20 protein-coding genes are annotated in these 18208 nt (G+C 53.6%); 7 read left to right on the plus strand and 13 right to left on the minus strand.

Going from position 1 to position 18208, the window contains the following annotated elements:
• Positions 1-211: 211 nt before the first annotated feature.
• Positions 212-625, minus strand: a complete 414-nt coding sequence (locus RIC05_RS18770; RefSeq protein WP_350046053.1) for a protein tyrosine phosphatase family protein — start codon at positions 623-625, stop codon at positions 212-214.
• A 170-nt stretch (positions 626-795) separates the two neighbouring features.
• Entirely contained in the window at positions 796-1020 is a 225-nt protein-coding gene (locus tag RIC05_RS18775) for a YgaP family membrane protein (protein WP_350046054.1), read from the minus strand.
• 188 nt (positions 1021-1208) lie between these two features.
• Here RIC05_RS18775 and RIC05_RS18780 point away from each other — a divergent pair, with 188 nt between their 5' ends.
• Both RIC05_RS18780 and RIC05_RS18785 read left to right on the plus strand, forming a co-directional pair.
• Entirely contained in the window at positions 1209-1934 is a 726-nt protein-coding gene (locus tag RIC05_RS18780) for a TenA family protein (protein WP_350046055.1), read from the plus strand.
• Positions 1931-2413, plus strand: coding sequence for a GNAT family N-acetyltransferase (locus tag RIC05_RS18785; protein WP_350046056.1), 483 nt, complete (start codon positions 1931-1933; stop codon positions 2411-2413). The genes RIC05_RS18780 and RIC05_RS18785 overlap by 4 nt, the downstream gene beginning before the upstream one ends.
• A 63-nt stretch (positions 2414-2476) precedes the next feature.
• Here RIC05_RS18785 and RIC05_RS18790 read toward each other — a convergent pair whose 3' ends face one another.
• The 8 genes from RIC05_RS18790 to pcaD form a co-directional block, all read right to left on the minus strand.
• Positions 2477-3919 (minus strand): 3-carboxy-cis,cis-muconate cycloisomerase, encoded by a 1443-nt coding sequence (locus RIC05_RS18790; RefSeq protein ID WP_350046058.1) that lies wholly within the window; start codon positions 3917-3919, stop codon positions 2477-2479.
• Between the two features lie 82 nt (positions 3920-4001).
• Positions 4002-5207, minus strand: a complete 1206-nt coding sequence (gene pcaF / locus RIC05_RS18795) for a 3-oxoadipyl-CoA thiolase (protein ID WP_350046059.1) — start codon at positions 5205-5207, stop codon at positions 4002-4004.
• Between the two features lie 23 nt (positions 5208-5230).
• Positions 5231-6004 (minus strand): CoA-transferase subunit beta, encoded by a 774-nt coding sequence (locus RIC05_RS18800; RefSeq protein WP_350041319.1) that lies wholly within the window; start codon positions 6002-6004, stop codon positions 5231-5233.
• Positions 6005-6018: 14 nt separating this feature from the next.
• A complete protein-coding gene (locus tag RIC05_RS18805; RefSeq protein WP_350046060.1) occupies positions 6019-6873 on the minus strand; it encodes a CoA transferase subunit A in 855 nt (284 codons plus the stop codon).
• Between the two features lie 147 nt (positions 6874-7020).
• Positions 7021-7608 (minus strand): protocatechuate 3,4-dioxygenase subunit alpha, encoded by a 588-nt coding sequence (gene pcaG / locus RIC05_RS18810; protein WP_350046061.1) that lies wholly within the window; start codon positions 7606-7608, stop codon positions 7021-7023.
• Positions 7609-7611: 3 nt separating this feature from the next.
• Complete coding sequence (gene pcaH / locus RIC05_RS18815) at positions 7612-8313, minus strand: protocatechuate 3,4-dioxygenase subunit beta (RefSeq protein ID WP_350046062.1); 702 nt, start codon at positions 8311-8313, stop codon at positions 7612-7614.
• A 5-nt stretch (positions 8314-8318) separates the two neighbouring features.
• Positions 8319-8711: a 4-carboxymuconolactone decarboxylase gene (gene pcaC / locus RIC05_RS18820; RefSeq protein WP_350046063.1), complete on the minus strand. Its 393-nt coding sequence runs from the start codon at positions 8709-8711 to the stop codon at positions 8319-8321.
• Positions 8704-9504, minus strand: a complete 801-nt coding sequence (gene pcaD, locus RIC05_RS18825; protein WP_350046064.1) for a 3-oxoadipate enol-lactonase — start codon at positions 9502-9504, stop codon at positions 8704-8706. The genes pcaC and pcaD overlap by 8 nt, the downstream gene beginning before the upstream one ends.
• A gap of 143 nt (positions 9505-9647) precedes the next feature.
• On the opposite strand from pcaD, the gene pcaQ reads away from it, so the two are divergent.
• The 5 genes from pcaQ to RIC05_RS18850 all read left to right on the plus strand — a co-directional run bounded on the left by pcaQ (position 9648) and on the right by RIC05_RS18850 (position 15173).
• Positions 9648-10589 (plus strand): pca operon transcription factor PcaQ, encoded by a 942-nt coding sequence (gene pcaQ, locus RIC05_RS18830; protein WP_350043578.1) that lies wholly within the window; start codon positions 9648-9650, stop codon positions 10587-10589.
• Between the two features lie 227 nt (positions 10590-10816).
• Positions 10817-11848: a TRAP transporter substrate-binding protein gene (locus RIC05_RS18835; protein WP_350046065.1), complete on the plus strand. Its 1032-nt coding sequence runs from the start codon at positions 10817-10819 to the stop codon at positions 11846-11848.
• Positions 11849-12197: 349 nt separating this feature from the next.
• A complete protein-coding gene (locus tag RIC05_RS18840) occupies positions 12198-12695 on the plus strand; it encodes a TRAP transporter small permease (RefSeq protein ID WP_350046066.1) in 498 nt (165 codons plus the stop codon).
• Positions 12688-14079, plus strand: coding sequence for a TRAP transporter large permease (locus RIC05_RS18845; RefSeq protein WP_350046067.1), 1392 nt, complete (start codon positions 12688-12690; stop codon positions 14077-14079). Before RIC05_RS18840 ends, RIC05_RS18845 begins: the two co-directional genes overlap by 8 nt.
• Before the next feature lie 125 nt (positions 14080-14204).
• Positions 14205-15173 carry a helix-turn-helix domain-containing protein gene (locus RIC05_RS18850; protein WP_350046068.1) on the plus strand — a complete coding sequence of 323 codons (969 nt, stop codon included), beginning with the start codon at positions 14205-14207 and terminating at the stop codon, positions 15171-15173.
• Between the two features lie 47 nt (positions 15174-15220).
• Here the strand turns inward: RIC05_RS18850 and RIC05_RS18855 are convergent, their stop codons facing one another.
• The 3 genes from RIC05_RS18855 to RIC05_RS18865 all read right to left on the minus strand — a co-directional run bounded on the left by RIC05_RS18855 (position 15221) and on the right by RIC05_RS18865 (position 17986).
• Entirely contained in the window at positions 15221-16066 is an 846-nt protein-coding gene (locus tag RIC05_RS18855) for an ABC transporter permease (protein WP_350046069.1), read from the minus strand.
• On the minus strand, positions 16056-16829 hold the full coding sequence (locus RIC05_RS18860) for an ABC transporter ATP-binding protein (protein ID WP_350046070.1): 774 nt from the start codon (positions 16827-16829) through the stop codon (positions 16056-16058). The genes RIC05_RS18855 and RIC05_RS18860 overlap by 11 nt, the downstream gene beginning before the upstream one ends.
• A gap of 83 nt (positions 16830-16912) precedes the next feature.
• Positions 16913-17986 carry an ABC transporter substrate-binding protein gene (locus tag RIC05_RS18865; RefSeq protein ID WP_350046071.1) on the minus strand — a complete coding sequence of 358 codons (1074 nt, stop codon included), beginning with the start codon at positions 17984-17986 and terminating at the stop codon, positions 16913-16915.
• Positions 17987-18208: the final 222 nt, after the last annotated feature.

Here is an 18208-nt window from a genome sequence, read left to right on the forward strand (position 1 = left end):
CGTCAAATCCCTTGACCGGGGATCACCCCGCTCTGCGGTCTTTTCCTAGTGTTTTCTCTTATATCAGTTGCCGGGGCGGTTATGTGAATGAGTCTGGACCCTAGATATTCCGCCATGAAAAGCCGAAAAGAGATAGTGCAATTATGGCAGGCGTGCTGCGCAATTATGCGATGCAGCCGATCAGCACATCGCATAACCGGGAATAAGAAGATCAAGCGCGCGCTGCAATACGTGGCAAAAGTGGCGACATATCATAACCGGCATCTGCCGCAGATTTGATGATGTCTTGCACCGGTAATTTCCCCGCATTGGCAAGCGACCAAAGGATCGTGCAACGGGTCCCGCTTCGGCAATAAGCAAAGACCGGCTTTGACGCACCGGCAAGATTGGCGGCAAAGGCATCTGCATCCGCATCGGAAACATTGCCACTTGCAACGGGCTGGAACACGGCTGTCATGCCGACTTCTTCGGCCTTGGTCGAAATCTCGGCAAAGGATGGCTGACCGGGATCTTCATCATCTGGACGGTTACAGATAATGGTTTTGTATCCGGCCTTGGCAATCTCTTCGATCGCATCAAGTGGCAATTGCGCAGATACAGTCAGTTCATCACTCAGGCGTTTCATTTTTCTATTCCGTTGTTCGTGACCATCAAGGTTCCCGCAACCCAAACCGGTTGCGGGGCCCATTACATCACGCGTGCAGCACATGACATCCGTTTAACGGATGCCACTATACCGTGCTGCTTGCAACAGTTCGAATAGAAATTTGTTGTGATCTAACAAACACCAAGCCCCTATTTGGAGATCGGACACGTCCGCAAACCAAACAACATATAAAGCGGGCAAAACCGCAATGCGGCACTCACCAGCATCACCACACCCGCAACAATCATGACCCAGCCATAAACGCCAAATGCCATGATCTCACCTTCGGGTGCTTCTGCCAAAAACGGCACCGCAAGCAAGACCAGTCCACCAACAGCCCGTATCAGACGATCTACCAATCCAACATTTTTCATGATCTTCTCCTTTGGAAGTCTTGTAATTCATGAAAACACCATAACATCATCATTTAATGTTTTACGTTGATGTACATCAGTCACGCGACGCTGGACGATCAATTTTCAGATCATACGTTTAGGCATCTTGCACTCGATCTAGGAGCATGTAACAAAAAGAAAAATTCAGGAATTTCAGGAAAAGTGCCGTGCCGATTGATATCAAACGAACCGACCTAGATTATCCGCAATGGCAACACGCCACCCAAAACCGCAGATTTTCAGATTGGCTAAAGGCATCAAATGCTGATCAATGGCATGGGGTAACCCATCATCCATTTACCGATGCGTGGGGTCAGGCATCCCTGCCCAAAGCCAATCTTGAAAACTATCTTATTCAGGATCATCGCTTCATTGATCGCTTTGTCGCGCTATTGGCTGCGGCTGTATCGCGCGCCCCGACGCTCAAAGACCGCATTCCCGGTTGTCAGTTCCTCGCCCTTCTGACTGGCAAGGAAAACACCTATTTCGAACGTTCATTTGAAGCCCTTGGGGTGTCGGACCATGACCGCGAATATCAACCTGACTGGCCTGCCACGGCCGCGTTCAAGCAATTGATGGCAGATGCGGTTGATACCAACAGCTACGCCAATATGCTTGCCGTCCTTGCCGTCGCCGAAGGCACATATCTTGGTTGGGCGGATCGGGTGAACAGATCACTTGTGAACCGTCCGACTGAATTTTGGTATGTCGAATGGCTTGATCTGCATGTCGGTGAGTATTTTGAAAGTGTAATCGCCTATCTCAATACCCAACTTGATAATATCGGCCCGGACCTGTCCGATGACGAACGCGCAAGCTGCCTGCGTTATTTTCGGCGTGCGACGGAACTTGAACGTCAGTTCTTTGATACGGCATGGAAAGAACAAGAATGACCAATATTCGCCCGTTCCGTGACAGCGACGCCCCCGTCATGGTCGAGATTTTTCGACGTGCTGTTAATGAACTTGGCAGTTTGGCGTATGGCCCGGAACAGGTCGCTGTTTGGGCAAGCCTTCAACCAACCCCGGAACGCTTTGCCGAATTGATGAAGGATGGACGCTGCTGCCTTGTTGCTGTTGATCACGACGATCAGGTCGTGGCCTTCACCGATGTCGAGAAAGACGGGCATATCGGCTTTTTATATGCCCTGCCCGACATTGCCGGACGCGGGATAGTCTCGGAACTCTATGACGCGCTTGAGGCCGAGGCAAAAGCCCAGAACATCGGCAAACTTTATTCCGAAGCCAGCGAACAGGCGAAATCATTCCTGCTGAAAAAGGGATTTTCCGTCGTTGAACGCCGCGATTTCGAAGTCGCAGGCGTTCCCATCCATAACTATGCGGTCGAAAAACGCCTGCGGAAACCGAGCTAACCTTCGCAGCAAGGCACAATATCCAAAGAACAAAGGCTGCCATCAGGCAGCCTTTGCTTTTAATCAATCACGCAATCCGCGCTTGGCTGTGCTTAAAACCCGATCGACAAACACATCCGCCTGCCCGACATAATTGGCCGGGTTGCGCACATGCGCCCAATCCACCGGGGCATCGGTCAGTTTCGGCAATTCATCAAACAGGTTTGATCTGTTTGCCGCCGATTGCGCCACGGCTTCTTTGACCAGCTTATCGGCCGCATCACGCCCGATATGATCAGCCAGTGCAAATGTCGCCGCCTCTGCCAACATCGCCCCACGCGACAGTTCAAGGTTTTCGGCCATTCGGTTTTTATTGACCTTAAGGGCCGGCACCATATCAACCGCCTGCGCCAATGCCGTTCCCGCCGCCATGATGATTTGCGGCAAGGTCAGCCATTCCAAAAGCCAGCTTGACCCGCTGCGTTCATGATCATGGATCTGTGATTGGCTAAACACGCCAATCTGCCCGGCATTGAACCGTGCTAGGGTCACAAGCATTTCGGCCTGAACCGGATTGGATTTATGCGGCATGGTCGATGACCCGCCACCCTTGCCCGGCTGCACTTCGGCGATTTCTGATTGCGCCAGTAAAACAAGGTCCTGCCCCATTTTACCAAGCGCACCGGTTAAGGCGGTGAGCTGAGCAGCAAAATCCACCAACACATCGCGCTGGGCATGCCAAGGCATATCAGATGCCGGAAGTTCAAGTTCTTCGGCAAGGTTGCTTTCAACCTCGCCCGCCTTGACGCCGATGGATGCCAATGTCCCGGCCGCACCGCCAAAGGATATCCGTAACAAATCATGTGACAGGCTGTCGATCCGGCGATCAATCCGCACAAGCGGGGCCAACCATCCTGCGGCCTTTAACCCGAATGTCGTCGGCACAGCCTGCTGTGATCGCGTCCGGCCAATCATGATGGTTGTGCGATGGGTATCGGCAAGACCAGACAATGCCTTGGCCAGTTTGCGAATACGGCGGCGGATAATACCAATGGCATCGCGCAGACGCAAAACAAGCCCGGTATCAACCACGTCCTGACTGGTCACACCGAAATGCACATAGCGGGCATCATCCCCGCCAATTTCCGCCTTAAGGGCCTTGACCAGTGCCGGAACAGGCACCCCCGCACTTGCCGTACCCGCCGCAAGGCTTGCCGGATCGGGGTTAAAGTCCCGACACACATCTGCAATGCGCGTTGCACTTTCGGTCGGAATAACACCCGCACGGGCTTCGGCCGCGGCAAGGGCTGATTCAAACAGCAACATGGATGCAATCTGCGCCTTGTCATCAAACAGGGCGGCAATTTCCGGATCGGAAAACAGATCACCAAGCAAGGCAGAATCAAAAGGCGAAATCGTCATCAGGCTTAATCCACCATCGTAAACAGGTGTGAAATCAGTTTGATAAGGCCGTATCTTTACTTTGGCCCACAGTGTCGCGCCACCAACCAACTTGGTCAACAACACAAAAAAAGCCCCTGCCCGTCAGATACGGCACAGGGGCATCTTTTATAAGATCATTTTGCGGTCATGGCATTGTTCTCAGGGCCTAGACTGCCTCAAGCGCAATCGCAATGCCCTGACCAACCCCGATGCACATGGTTGCCAGTGCATATTTGCCACCTGTGCGCTTCAACTGAAGGGCCGCCGTACCGGCAATGCGTGCACCTGACATGCCCAACGGATGGCCAAGTGCAATCGCCCCGCCATTCGGGTTCACACGGGCATCATCATCGGCAATGCCAAGATCACGAAGGGTCGCAAGACCCTGTGATGCAAAGGCTTCGTTCAGCTCGATCACGTCAAGCTGATCGGTTGACCAACCAAGACGTGCCAGAAGCTTCTTGCTTGCCGGTGCAGGGCCAAAGCCCATGATACGCGGTGCAACACCTGCGGTCGCCCCGCCAACAACCTTGGCAATCGGCGTCAGGCCATATTTCTTGACCGCCGCTTCCGATGCAATGATCAGGGCAGCCGCCCCGTCATTCACACCTGATGCATTGCCTGCTGTGACCGAACCACCTTCGCGGAACGGGGTCGGCAATTTGGCAAGGGTTTCGGCTGTCGTGCCGGCACGCGGATGTTCATCCTTGTCGACAACAATCGCATCCCCCTTGCGCTGAGGAATGGTGACCGGGGTAATTTCCTGCCCCAGAATGCCGTTTTCCTGTGCCGCAACGGCTTTGTCTTGCGAACGTGCAGCAAACACGTCCTGATCAGCGCGCGAGATATTGAAATCTTCGGCAACGTTTTCACCGGTTTCCGGCATGGAATCCACGCCATACTGTTTCTTCATCACCGGATTAACGAACCGCCAGCCAATGGTCGTGTCATAGATTTCCGCATTGCGCGAAAAGGCTGATGTTGCCTTTGGCATCACGAACGGCGCACGTGACATACTTTCAACACCACCGGCAATCATGATTTCCTGCTCGCCCGATTTGATCGCACGTGCGGCAATAATGATCGCATCCATGCCAGAACCGCACAGACGGTTGACCGTAGTGCCGGTAACCGTTTCGGGCAAACCGGCCAGAAGTGCCGACATGCGGGCAACGTTACGGTTATCTTCACCTGCCTGATTGGCACAGCCAAACACGATGTCATCAACAGCCGCAAAATCAAGACCCGGATTACGGTCCATCAGCGCCTTAAGCGGCACCGCACCCAGATCATCCGCACGTACCTGCGACAAGCTGCCGCCAAAACGGCCAATCGGGGTACGGATATAATCGCAAATATATGCGTCAGCCATTTTATAGATCCTTTTTAATGCTCTTACTGCTGGTCGCCATGCGCCTTGGCAGTCCGGGCATGCAGTTCACGCAGAACCTGCAATTCTTTTTCGGTCGGGATCGCAGTTTCGGCGACTTCGTCGGCAAACTCAACAACCCAACCGGTGTTTTCAATGATTTGTTCGCGGGTGACGCCCGGATGGATCGACGTCACGATGAAGTTCTTGCCAACCGGATGCGGTTCCATGATGCAAAGATCGGTAATCAAACGCGACGGGCCTTTGGTATCAACGCCGTAAGATGCGCGATCATCCCCACCCTTGCCATGACCAAGCGAGGTGACAAAATCGATCTTCTCCACAAACCCGCGTTTGGTCTGCTTCATCACCAGAAATACCTCGCCACAGCTGGTTGCGATTTCCGGCGCACCGCCGCCGCCCGGAAGACGGACTTTCGGATCGTCGTAATCACCAATCACGGTGGTGTTGATATTGCCAAACTTGTCAAGCTGGGCCGCACCAAGGAAACCAACGGAAATCTTGCCGCCCTGCAGCCAGTAACGGAACATTTCCGGCACAGCAACGGTGTTCACAGCGGTTTCGCAAAGCTCGCCATCGCCAATCGAAAGCGGCAAGACATCGGGCTTGGTGCCAATCGTGCCACTTTCATAAATCAGGGTCAGTTCAGGTGCATGGGTCAGACGCGCCAGATTACAGGCGGCCGATGGCATACCGATACCAACAAAGCACACATCGTCGTTTTTAAGCGCACGTGCGGCGGATACCGTCATCATTTCAGTCGGGGTATATTCAACCATGATCTTTTCTCCGCTTAGCCCTTGTTTGCTTCACGTTTGGCCGCGAAATCTTCGGGACCGCCATTCATGACATGCTCTTCGATCCAGGCCAGGAACGCTTCGCGATCGCGTGCGATCGGGTCCCAGGCTTTGTAAAACGCATTGTCGCGTTTGTAATATCCTTGGGCATAGGACGGATGCGCCCCACCCGGAATTTCAACAATCGCCGTCACTGCCCAGTTCGGCAACATCACGGCATTCGGTGAAATATCGCCGAAATCATCCACGATCTCTTCGACTGTAATGATGGATTTCTTGGCGGCCAGAACGGCTTCTTTCTGAACACCGACAATGCCTTCAAACAGGACATCGCCCTTTTTGTTGGCTTTCTGGGCATGGACAACCGTTACATCCGGTCGGATCGACGGCACAGCGGCCAGACTTTCACCGGTGAACGGGCATTCGATGAATTTGATGTTCTTGTTCACACGCGGCAATTCAGCACCGCGGTATCCTTTAAACACTGCGCACGGCAGTCCCGCAGCCCCCGCGTCATAGGCATTGGCCATCGCAGCGTGGCTGTGTTCTTCGATTTCTAGTTTGTGCGGCCAGTGTTCCTGAACCGCTTCACGCAAACGGTGAAGGGATCCGACACCGGGATTTCCGCCCCACGAGAAAACAAGTTTCTTGGCACAGCCAGCACCGATCAACTGATCGTAAATCATATCAGGCGTCATACGGATCAGGGTCAAATCCTTGATCCCTTGGCGGATGATCTCATGACCAGCGGCATGCGGGATAAGATGGGTGAAGCCTTCCATCGCGATGGTATCGCCATCCTTGACGCAGGACGCGACAGCTTCTTTAAGCGACATGAAACGTGCAACCACGGCAAACTCCTGTGGTATCAAACCAAAACGGAACAAACGCAGGGCCAATGCCCTTATGCGCAGGAAATAAGGTCGACAAATAAGGTCGATGGCTGTGATCGCCGGCTTTCCCCAAAGCAGCAAACACAGCCATCGGGCCAAATCGATTTACACGTCGAAGAACACGGTTTCCGCGTCCCCCTGCATGTGAATATCGATCTGGTATTCAATCCCCGTCGGGGTCTCGATGCGCTTGGCAACCAGGCTATTGCGACGGTCTGCCGGAACCGATTGCAACACAGCATCCTGTGCATTCAATTCGGCTTCATCATCGAAATAGAAACGGGTAAAGGCATGGACCAACATGCCGCGCATAAACACGATCACGTTGACAAACGGGGCTTTCGCATCTTCGACCACACCCGGCTTGATCGTATCAAACCAGAAACGGTTATTGGCATCCGTCCCCGTACCGCAACGGCCAAGGCCACGGAAACCGGTATCGGCAACATCAATCGGTTTTTCGCTGTATACGCCATCGGCATCTGCCTGCCAGATTTCGATCATCGCATCATTGACGGGATTATTTTCACCATCAAACACCGTGCCGGTGATGCGGATATGTTCGCCCTTGGCGTCCGGACCGGCAACGGTCGGGGTGACGATATCGGTAAAGTCATACCCATACTGTCCGGCGGTCAAGCCATAGGCGAAATACGGGCCAACCGTCTGTGAGGGTGTTTCACCATATGCCATGACTTAATTCTCCATCGGGGTGGCGTTACGTCCGCGCAGGACAATGTCGAACTGATAACCCAGCGCAAAGCCTTCCTCGGTCTTTTCGATCGAGAACTTGGAAATCAGGCGTTCGCGCGCTGCCGCATCCCTGGTTTCAAGGAATATCGGATCAAGATCCAACAACGGATCACCCGGGAAATACATCTGGGTCACAAGACGGGTGGCAAAACCCGGACCAAAGACCGACAGGTGAATGTGGTTCGGACGCCACGCATTGAAATGGTTGCCCCACGGATAGGCCCCCGGCTTGATGGTGTAGAACATGTAATTGCCGTTTTCATCGGTGATGCAACGGCCCGAACCCCGGAAGTTCGGATCAAGCGGCGCGTCATGCTGGTCAACTTTGTGAACATAGCGACCAGCAGAGTTCGCCTGCCAGACTTCCACAACAATATTGGGCTGCGGACGGCCATCGGTATCAAGAACCCGGCCATGGACAACAATGCGCTCGCCAATCGGCTCACCATTGGTGACACCGTTTTTGGTCAGATCATTGTCAAGTTTACGCACTGCCGCCGGGGTAAAACGCGGACCTGTGCCCTCGGTCAGGCCTGACTGGATGGCAAGTGCCGGGCGTGTCGGACCACGCAAAACGGTGGATTTATATCCCGGGGCGATGAACGGGGCGTGGGATCCCCAGTCACGCGGTTTAAAAGTGGACATGTGGCTTACTCTCCCTTGGATGCCGCGTCGATCTCGGCATAGGTTTGTTTGGCAATGCGGAATGCCGTATTGGCGGCAGGAACGCCGGCATAGACCGCAACATGCATAAGGGTTTCACGGATATCATCGCGTGTTGCCCCGGTATTGAGCGTCGCCCGGATATGCATGGCGAGTTCTTCTTCATGGCCAAGCCCGGCAAGCAGGGCAATGGTCACGATCGAGCGTTCACGCTTGGTGAACTTTTCACTCGTCCAGACACCGTTCCAGACATTTTCGGTGATATAGCGCTGAAAACCTTCGTCAATTTCAGTGATGTTTTTTGATGCACGATCCACATGCGCATCGCCCAAAACAGAACGGCGGGTTTTCATGCCAACGTCATACCGGCTCTCAGACAAGGTTATTCTCCTTGGTAAATCGGTCGATCAACCGGGTAAGCAATTCCGGGGTTTCAATACAGGGCAAATGCCCGACCCCGTCTATCAATTCAAATTTGGCGTTTGGGATCATGGATGCCATCTCGCGCACGACATCGGGCGGCGTTGCCAGATCGTCCGATCCACAAATACAAAGTGTCGGCACGGCAATTTTACGTGCTGCATCGCGCAGATCACCATCGCGAAGGGCGATGCAAGTGCCGATATAGCCTTCTGCGGTCGTGCGAACCAGCATGTCGCGATACATCGCGGTTTCAAGCGCACGGTCCTTGCGGAACCCCTGTGATAACCAGCGTTCCATGATCGCATCGCCAAGGACTTCAATCCCGTCGGCTTTAATCGCCTCGATCCGGGCGTTCCAGCCGTCATAATCGCCAAGCTTGGGCGCGGTATCGCACAGGATAAGGCCGCGAACACGTTGGGGCTGCTGTTCGATCACTTTCTGGGCAATCAGACCACCAACCGACAGGCCGCAAATGATCACTTCATTCAGACCAAGATGATCCAGCAACCCGATCAGATCATTGGCATGCAGCGAAATGTCATATGGCGCATCGCCAATGCCCGACAAACCATGACCGCGCTTGTCATAGGTCACGATGTTAAAACGTTGCGAAAGAACGCCGACAACATCATCCCAAATGCGCAAATCCGTGCCGAGTGAATTGGCAAACACCATCACCGGGCCATCTTTCGGGCCGGTTTGGCTATAATGGATATGTGTCCCGTTGATCGGGGCAACTTGTAAACTCATATCGTTTCCACCCTGCTTATTTCAGCCTACATTCGCAGACCATTTTGGTTATGTAAAATGAGGATTTGCGTATTTTGCATAACTATATAATTATGAATGATCAGTCGATAAGTTCATTCTACACCGTCGCGACATAGGCACGCATGCTTGATCAACGCATTAAATTCCGCCATCTGACCTGCTTTCTTGAGGTTGCCCGTCAACGAAGCGTCGTCAAGGCCGCTGATACATTATCCATCACCCAGCCGGCCGTTTCCAAAACCATTCGCGAACTTGAAGAACATCTTGATGCGCGTCTGTTTGACCGCTCCAAGCGCGGCGTCACTTTGACCGATTTCGGCAAAGTATTTTTGCGCTATGCCGGGGCCAGCGTCACCGCCCTTCGCCAAGGGGTCGACAGCATCAGTCAGGTCCGCATGCAAGGCGGGCTTTCGATTAATCTTGGCGTCCTGCCGACAGTCGCGGCCAGTGTGATGCCCGCCGCCATTCGACGGTTCAAGGCGCTTAGCCCCGATACCACGGTAAAGGTGGTTGCCGGACCGAATGTCATGTTGATGGGGCAATTGCGCGTCGGCGAGCTTGATCTTGTTGTCGGGCGCTTGGCCGAACCCGATCAGATGTCCGGGCTGTCCTTCATACATCTGTATTCCGAACATATATCTTTGGTCGCCCGCCCCGGCCATCCATTGATGGCGGACAAAAATCCCGACATTACCCGCATCCGTGAATTTACCGTTCTGGTGCCGCCCAAACATGCCATCATTCACCCGACGGTCGACAAGATGCTGATCGCGCACGGAATTGGCGCACTCCCGGATCGCATCGAAACCGTTTCGACATCGTTTGGCCGCGCCTTTACCCGCGAAACAGATGCGATCTGGATTATCTCGAACGGGGCTGTTGCATCCGACATTGCCGATGGCCATCTTGTCGAATTACCCATAGATACAAGTGATACCTTCGGGCCGGTGGGCTTAACCACACGTATTGATTCGCCAATATCCCCACCTGTCGAAATGCTGATCAATGCCGTGCGCGAAGAAGCCGCACAACATCACAAGACTCATTCAAGCCCCAACACATAATCATTTGGTTATGGATATGCGCTTACATATCATTATACATAACCATCACGCGCCCATTAGATTGGTTCCAATTCGGTATGGCAGAACTGCGCTTAACGCAGACCATTCCGAAAAGAATAATAAAAAATAATAACCAAGTGTCTTGGAAAACTTCGTACGCTAGATGCGCATCGTGGCTGAAACGTTTGTCGCTGCCAAAAAGACGATAAACGTTCAAAGGAGGAAGAATGAAACATATCACCAAATTGCTTGCTGGTGCTGCCGTCGCGACCATGGTGTCGTTCGGCGCACACGCACAGGAAGTCACCCTGACCGTTCACCATTTCCTGGGTCCGAAAGCACCGGCTCAGTCGAAAATGATCGAGCCATGGGCAAAGAAAATCGAAGAAGAATCAAACGGCCGTATCAAGTTTGAAATCTTCCCGTCCATGTCCCTTGGCGGCAACCCGCCGGAACTTTATCGTCAGGTCCGCGATGGCGTTGCTGACATTGTATGGACCCTTCCGGGTTATACCCCGGGCGTATTCCCGCGCATCGAAGTCTTCGAACTTCCGGGTGTTCACCTTGGTGATGCCCGCGCAACCAACCTTGCGATCTGGGACATGAAGGACGAATTCGCAGAAGACCTTAAAGACATCCACCCGCTTGCGGTTCATGTCCATGCCGGTCAGGCGATCCATCTGACGGAAAAAGAAGTCCGCACCGTTGCAGACGTTAAAGGTCTGAAACTGCGCACCCCGACCCGTACCGGTGCCTGGGTTATTGAATCCTGGGGCGCAGAACCTGTTGGCATGCCGGTTCCGGCTTTGCCGCAGGCAATGTCACTTGGCGTCGTTGACGGCGGTCTGGTTCCGTTTGAAGTTGTCCCGCCGCTGAAACTGGCTGAGCTGATTGCTTATTCTGTTGAAGGCGAAGGCGTAAATTCACGCTTTGGCACCTCGACCTTCCTGTTCGCAATGAACAAAGACCGTTACGAGAGCCTGCCAGATGACCTCAAAGAAATCATCGACCGTAACTCCGGTCAGGATTTCGCAGCTGAAATTGGCCAGATCTTCAACGATGTTGAAGAAGTCGGCAAACGCATGGTCAACGAAGGCAAAGGTCAGGTCGTTGAACTGACCGCTGCCGAAAAAGCAACCTTTGACGATGCAGCAGCACCTGTTGTTGATCGCTGGATCGAAGAATCCAAGTCAAGCGGCATTGACGGCGCGAAACTGGTTGAAGACGCCAAAGCTGCCGTTCTGGCTCATACCAAGTAACGGTTAGGGTCTGCCCTCAATTGAATGTTTAAAATGGCATCAGAACAATCAAGAAATGCAAGGAAATCGCCACAGCGCGGGGTGTTGCCCCACGCAATGGGATTGACGCCGCAGTTCGCAGATTGTCCTGATGTCCTTCGGATCGGAGGAATTTGCACGGGCTATTGCGTCGCATCTACCTTGCAAGGCAGCGAGCCTTGCTGCGGTAATGCTCCTGATATCCGCACAAATTCCTCGCGACCATTTCAAACATTCAATTGGGGGCAGACCCTAGGTTACTGGAAAATCTTGTGGGGTCACGTATCATGTTGATGCGTGACCCTGTTTTTCCCGCGAGATTGTTAGACATATGAAAAACGTGCTCAATAAGGCCGCATCCTGGTTTGCCGTTGTCGGCGGCCTGCTTGCCCTCATGATCGCCGTTGTAACGATGGTTAACGTTACCGCCTTTGGTCTGGATAAACTGGCCCGACTGTTTGGCGAAAATGTCCCTGCCATTATCGGCTATGAAGACTTCGTCAGCATGATCATCAGCTCGGCCGCCCTGATGTTCTTCCCCTATTGCCAAGCAAAACACGGGCATGTTGCCGTTGACGTGTTTATTAAAATGTTTCCAACCTGGTTTGCGCGTTCTGTCGACGTTATCTCGGGCATCCTGATGACGGCTTTGGCGCTATTCCTTGGTTACATGATGGTTCATGGCCTGATCGAGGTGCGCAGCGACAATACCCTTTCCGCAATTCTGGGCTGGCAAATCTGGCCGTTCTATCTCCCGGGGATCGCATCGATGTTCCTCTGGGCTGCAATTGCCGGAACGCAGATTTTCGAAAGAGAAGCAGATGTCTGAACGCGAACTAATCGGCCTTGGTGGCCTTGCCCTTCTCTTTGTCATTTTGGCCCTGCGGGTTCCGGTTGGCCTTGCCATGGTGGGTGTCGGTATCGGCGGCAACTATGTGCTGAGCATTTTCTTCCCGTTCCTGCGCTTTGACCCCTATCTGCAGCAGTTCAAATCCCTGTTTTACGGGATTGTCTCGAACTACGAACTCTCGGTCGTGCCGCTGTTTGTATTGATGGGCTATCTTGCCAGTCAGGCAAATCTGTCACGCGATCTGTTTCAGGGCGTAAATGCCATTCTCGGCCGGTTCCGCGGTGGTGTCGCCATGGCAGCGATTGGTGCCTGTGCCGGTTTTGGCGCGGTGTGCGGATCATCGCTTGCGACCGCATCGACCATGGGTAAAGTTGCCCTGCCCGAACTTGATCGTCTGAAATATTCGCCGCGTCTGGCAACCGGCACACTTGCTGCCGGTGGGACATTGGGCATTCTGATCCCGCCATCCGTCGCCTTGGTGATTTACGCCGTGACGGTCGAAGCATCAATCATTCAGATGTTTCAGGCCGCGATCATTCCGGGCATCATTGCCGTTATCTTCTTTATGGGCGTGATTGCCATTCAGGTGCGGCTGAACCCGTCCCTGGCACCGATCCCTGAACCCATGCCCGCAGCAGAACGCAAAGAAGCCCTGCTGCGTCTGATCCCTGTCATGGTGATCTTTGGATCGATCATTCTCGGTCTTGGGGCTGGCCTGTTTACCCCGACCCCGGCTGCGGGCGTTGGCGTCTTCGCCATTCTGGTTTACGGCGCCTATATGCGCTGGAAGGGCAAAGGCGGTCTGTCATGGGGAGGCCTGCGTAAATCGCTTAAAGATACCGCAGTTACATCTTCGATGATTTTCTTCATCCTGCTGGGTGCCGAAATCCTCAAAGGGTTCTTTAGCCGTGCCAACCTTCCTGCCTATATGGCAGAAGCCGCCGCAACCAGTGGTCTTGATCCCTGGCTGATCATGGTTCTGATGCTGCTTGCCCTGATCTTGCTGGGCTGCTTCATGGAAAGCCTGTCTATGATTGTCGTGGTTATTCCGTTCTTCTGGCCGGCCTTGGTCGACATCAATGGCGGTGACTGGGCGACGGCAGCAACGGCGGCCTATGGCATGGGGGCAGAAGACCTTAAAATCTGGTTTGGTATTCTGGCCCTGATTGTCGTGGAGCTGGGGCTGATAACCCCGCCGGTTGGCCTGAACGTGTTTATCATCAATGCGCTCGCCAAGGGTGTCCCGATGAGCGAAACCTTCCGGGGTGTCATGCCGTTCTTTGCCGCCGAGATCGTGCGCATTCTGATCCTGATCTTTATACCGATCCTCACCCTGTTTGTGCCATCGGTACTGGGCGGATAGCCAAACCAAAACCGATTGATAAAGCCCGCCATTTCCGATGGCGGGCTTTTCTTTTGGTCCGGGGTAAAACAGGCTAAACTGCACCAAACCAGTTCCGAGTATCCGGCCCCCTATATCAGGACGCCATGCGCAACAGCATTCCGATCTATAAACTTTACGGCGAACGTGACGCCACCCGGCCGAAAACCGCGACAGATGAATTTGATCTGTCATCGGTCGATGATACCGGCGCAAGCGACCCGCAACCGATCACGGAACCGGAATTCTTTCATCTTGAAAGCATCCCCGAACGATCCCGCCTGCATGATCTGCATATCAAACCGCACCGTCATACCAACCTGTTTCAACTGCTCTATATCACAAGCGGACAGGCCGAAATCAGCTTTGATGACCAAAACCTGACCATGCAGGCCGGGCAACTGATCACGGTGCCACCGGGAACCGTGCACGGGTTTAAATTCAGTGACGATATTGATGGCTGGGTGATTTCGCTCACCGATTATCATCTGGAGCAAATTCTCGCCCCTGCCCCGAAATTGCTGGCCCATCTGGATCAGGCGATCTGTGTTGATACCAATATCAACGCAAACCGGAACACCCCGACTGACACCATCAACCCGGTCGATTTCCTGATATCGCAACTCGCCCGCGAATATTACAGCCACAATACCGGCAGGCTCTTTGCGCTGCGCCACATCCTTGGCCTGTTGCTGCTTGATGTCGGGCGTACAGCCCCGCAGGGTGATCCGGCCCGCCTGTCGCGACAGGAACAAAAAACCGGCAAGTTCCGCAAATTCCAGATGCTGGTCGAGACATTTTACAAACAGCACAAATCGCTTGAATTCTATGCCCGCGAAATCGGCGTCACCACGACACAGCTTAACCGCATTGCCAAGGATATCTATGGCATGACCGCAAGCGAAGTCGTGCAAAACCGCCTGATGCTGGAAGCCAAACGCACCCTGATCTATACCGACATCGCCGTCCAACAAATCGCCGGTGAACTGGGCTTTCGCGATGCCGGATATTTTTCGCGCTTCTTCGCCAAAAAGACCGGGATCCCTCCGGCAGAATTTCGTCGCGACCACCGCTAAAAAAGAAGGCCGGGATCAATCCCCCGGCCTTCAGAATTCAGATCAGTTTACCGCCAGCCCAAAAGCCAGCGATCCAACCGGCCCAGAAGCCAGGAAACACACAGCCCCATAAGCGACAAAACCACCACACCGGCAATCAACTGATCGGTCTGATACAGGTTCCCGGCCGCCAGAATAAGCGCGCCAATACCATATTGCGCCCCGATCATCTCGGCTGCGATCAGCAAGATAATCGCGATCGAGGATGAAATACGGAACCCTGACAAAATGGTCGGCAAGGCACCGGGCAGGATAATTTTACGCACCACCGACCACATCGGCAGATCAAAGCTTTGTCCCATGCGGATCAGGTTGCGTTGCACATTGTCCACCCCGCCAAATGTATTGATCACGGTCGGGAAAAACACGCCAAAGGCAATGGTGGCAAATTTCGATGGCTCGCCAATACCAAACCAGATGATGAACAATGGCAGTAACGCGATTTTCGGGATCGGAAATAAGGCCGACACCAACGCCACACCGGGCGACCGCGCCCATGTAAACATGCCAACCAGAAAACCAACGATCAATCCGGCAACCGTCCCCATGATCCAGCCCCCGACAAGCCGCTGTATTGATGCGCCCAGATGCCGCCAAAGGTCCCCCGATATAATCAATTGCCAAAGGGCCTTGGCCACTGCAACCGGGCTTGGCATCGCCAGTTCGGAAATAAAGCCGGTACTTGATCCCAATTGCCAAAGGGCAATCACCAGAACAAAGCTGCCCCACGCCGCAACCGGATTGGATTTCGGGTTAAAGCCAATGGCGCGGAACCGCACCTGATTGCTTGGGCTTGCCGCGCTTGCTGGTCTTGCCGCATTTGCCGCGGCACTCTGCTCAAGATCATGCGACATGCTCAAGCTCCTTATCCGCTGCAATCGCTTCATCACGGATCAAATGCCAAAGGGCTTGTTCATGGGCAATCAATTCCGGCATGCCCTCTACCCGGTCCTTGATCGGCACATCAATCCTATGGATTTCCTTGATCGTGCCCGGACGGCGGCGCAATGCCACCACCTTATGGGCCAGCCGCACCGCTTCGTTCAGATTATGGGTGACATACACCGCCGTCATGCCGGTACGGGCAAACAGATCGGAAAATTCTTCAAGCAGCAATATCCGTGTTTGCGCATCCAGGGCCGATAACGGCTCATCCATCAACAACACCGCCGGGCGCACCGCCAACGCGCGCGCAATGCCAACGCGCTGCTTCATGCCGCCCGAAAGCTGCTTTGGAAAGGCATCGCGAAAATCCGAAAGATTGGTTTGCGCCAGCACTTCATCAATGCGCGCATCGCGTTCGGATTTGGATAGTGCATGGTCTTCAAGCACCAGACTGATATTGCCCGCAACCGTTCGCCAGGGCAGCAATGCAAAATCCTGAAACACATAGGTCAGCGGGTTCAGGCACCCTTCGGGCGTTGCCTGATCACACATCAGGACTTCGCCGCCCGTTGGTGCCAACAACCCGCCAATGATGGATAACAAGGTCGATTTACCGCAACCAGACGGCCCGATCAGGGCCACGACCTCGCCCGGCTCAATACCAAAATCAATGTCGCGTAATGCTTCGACCTGATCATAGCTGTGACTGACATTTTTAATATGAAGGCGCATGGCGCTCTCTTTTTTAAAAGGAACAAACAAATGCAAACCGGGCCGAAGGCGGTTGCTTCGGCCCGGTTTAAAATCAAATCATTTTACTGACCCAGCGGGGCGATAAAGCTGGTATCGATGAATTCATCCGGGTTGGCATCGCCGTTAACATATCCGCGGTCCTGATACCATTTGACCTGCGCTTTGACGTCATCAACGTCAAGCTTGCCTTCCTCGGTAATGAACATCGCGCCATTACGGATTTTCGGATAGGCCTTCTCGGCCGGATCGTCGCTATAAACGTACTTATGCACGATTTCGAGGATCTCGTTCGTCGTGTCGCTTTCAATCAGCTTGCCATCTTTATCGGTCGCCAGAAGGCCCGCACGGTAATCCGCAACGCCTTTCTGATAGGCGCGAACAAACTTTTCGACCACATCACGGCGTTCTTCGATATTGCGCGACGATGTGAACAAACCACCGACCTGATAGGGCACATAATCCTTAACCCAGCCAATGATGTGTGCTGCACCGGCATTGGCCAGCGGCTTTGCAATATGCGGGACAATGATCATGCTATCGACCTGCCCGCTTTTAAGCGCACCGATCATGTTCGGAACCGATTGAAGCGGCTTAAGCTCCATCGTTTCGATATCAACACCGGCCTTTTCCGCAACATTGCCGATCATGTAGTGGAAGCTTGAACCGACCTGGGACAATGCAAAGCTATGCCCGCCAAGCTGATCAACCGATGTCAAACCGGCCTCAAACGCCTTGTTCGATGCAAGGATGGCGGATCCGTCATACCCGGCATCTTCATGAAGCTGCGCGCCAATAACCTTAAGCGCACCCTTGCCCGCAAGGTTAAAGAACCCGCCGGTAAAGGCCGTTACGCCAAAATCGGCATCCCCGGCGGCAATTGCAACCGCAACCGGCTGTGCTGCACGGAAAAAGGTGATTTCCGCATCAAGCCCTTCGTCGCTGAAATAGCCCTTTTCCTTGGCAATAAACAAAGGCGAGCTTGAAACGAATGTCAGCGCGGCAATGTTAATTTTCTCTGCCGCCTGAACAGCCCCGGCCCCCAGAATAGTTGCCCCAACAGTCGCACCAAGTGCCACTGCCAAAACCGAACGACGGGTGACCTTACCAAGGCCCCGCATCAAATCATGTGAACGCATGTTTCCTCCTCACGTCTTTTTTAAGTAATTTCCTTCTTGCGAATTTTGTTAGCCTATCTGCGACCAAATTGCCAATGTTTGGCGCGAAATAGCACCAAATTGGCGGCTTTTGCCCCAATCAAGCACTTAGGACGAAACGATCTTTCGCCCAAAGGTGGAACATGTCGCACGATCCCCGCCGTCGCGGGGATGACATGATCTCCACTATGCCAATCTACAACC

The organism is Thalassospira sp., from assembly GCF_040218635.1.
Taxonomy (GTDB): domain Bacteria; phylum Pseudomonadota; class Alphaproteobacteria; order Rhodospirillales; family Thalassospiraceae; genus Thalassospira.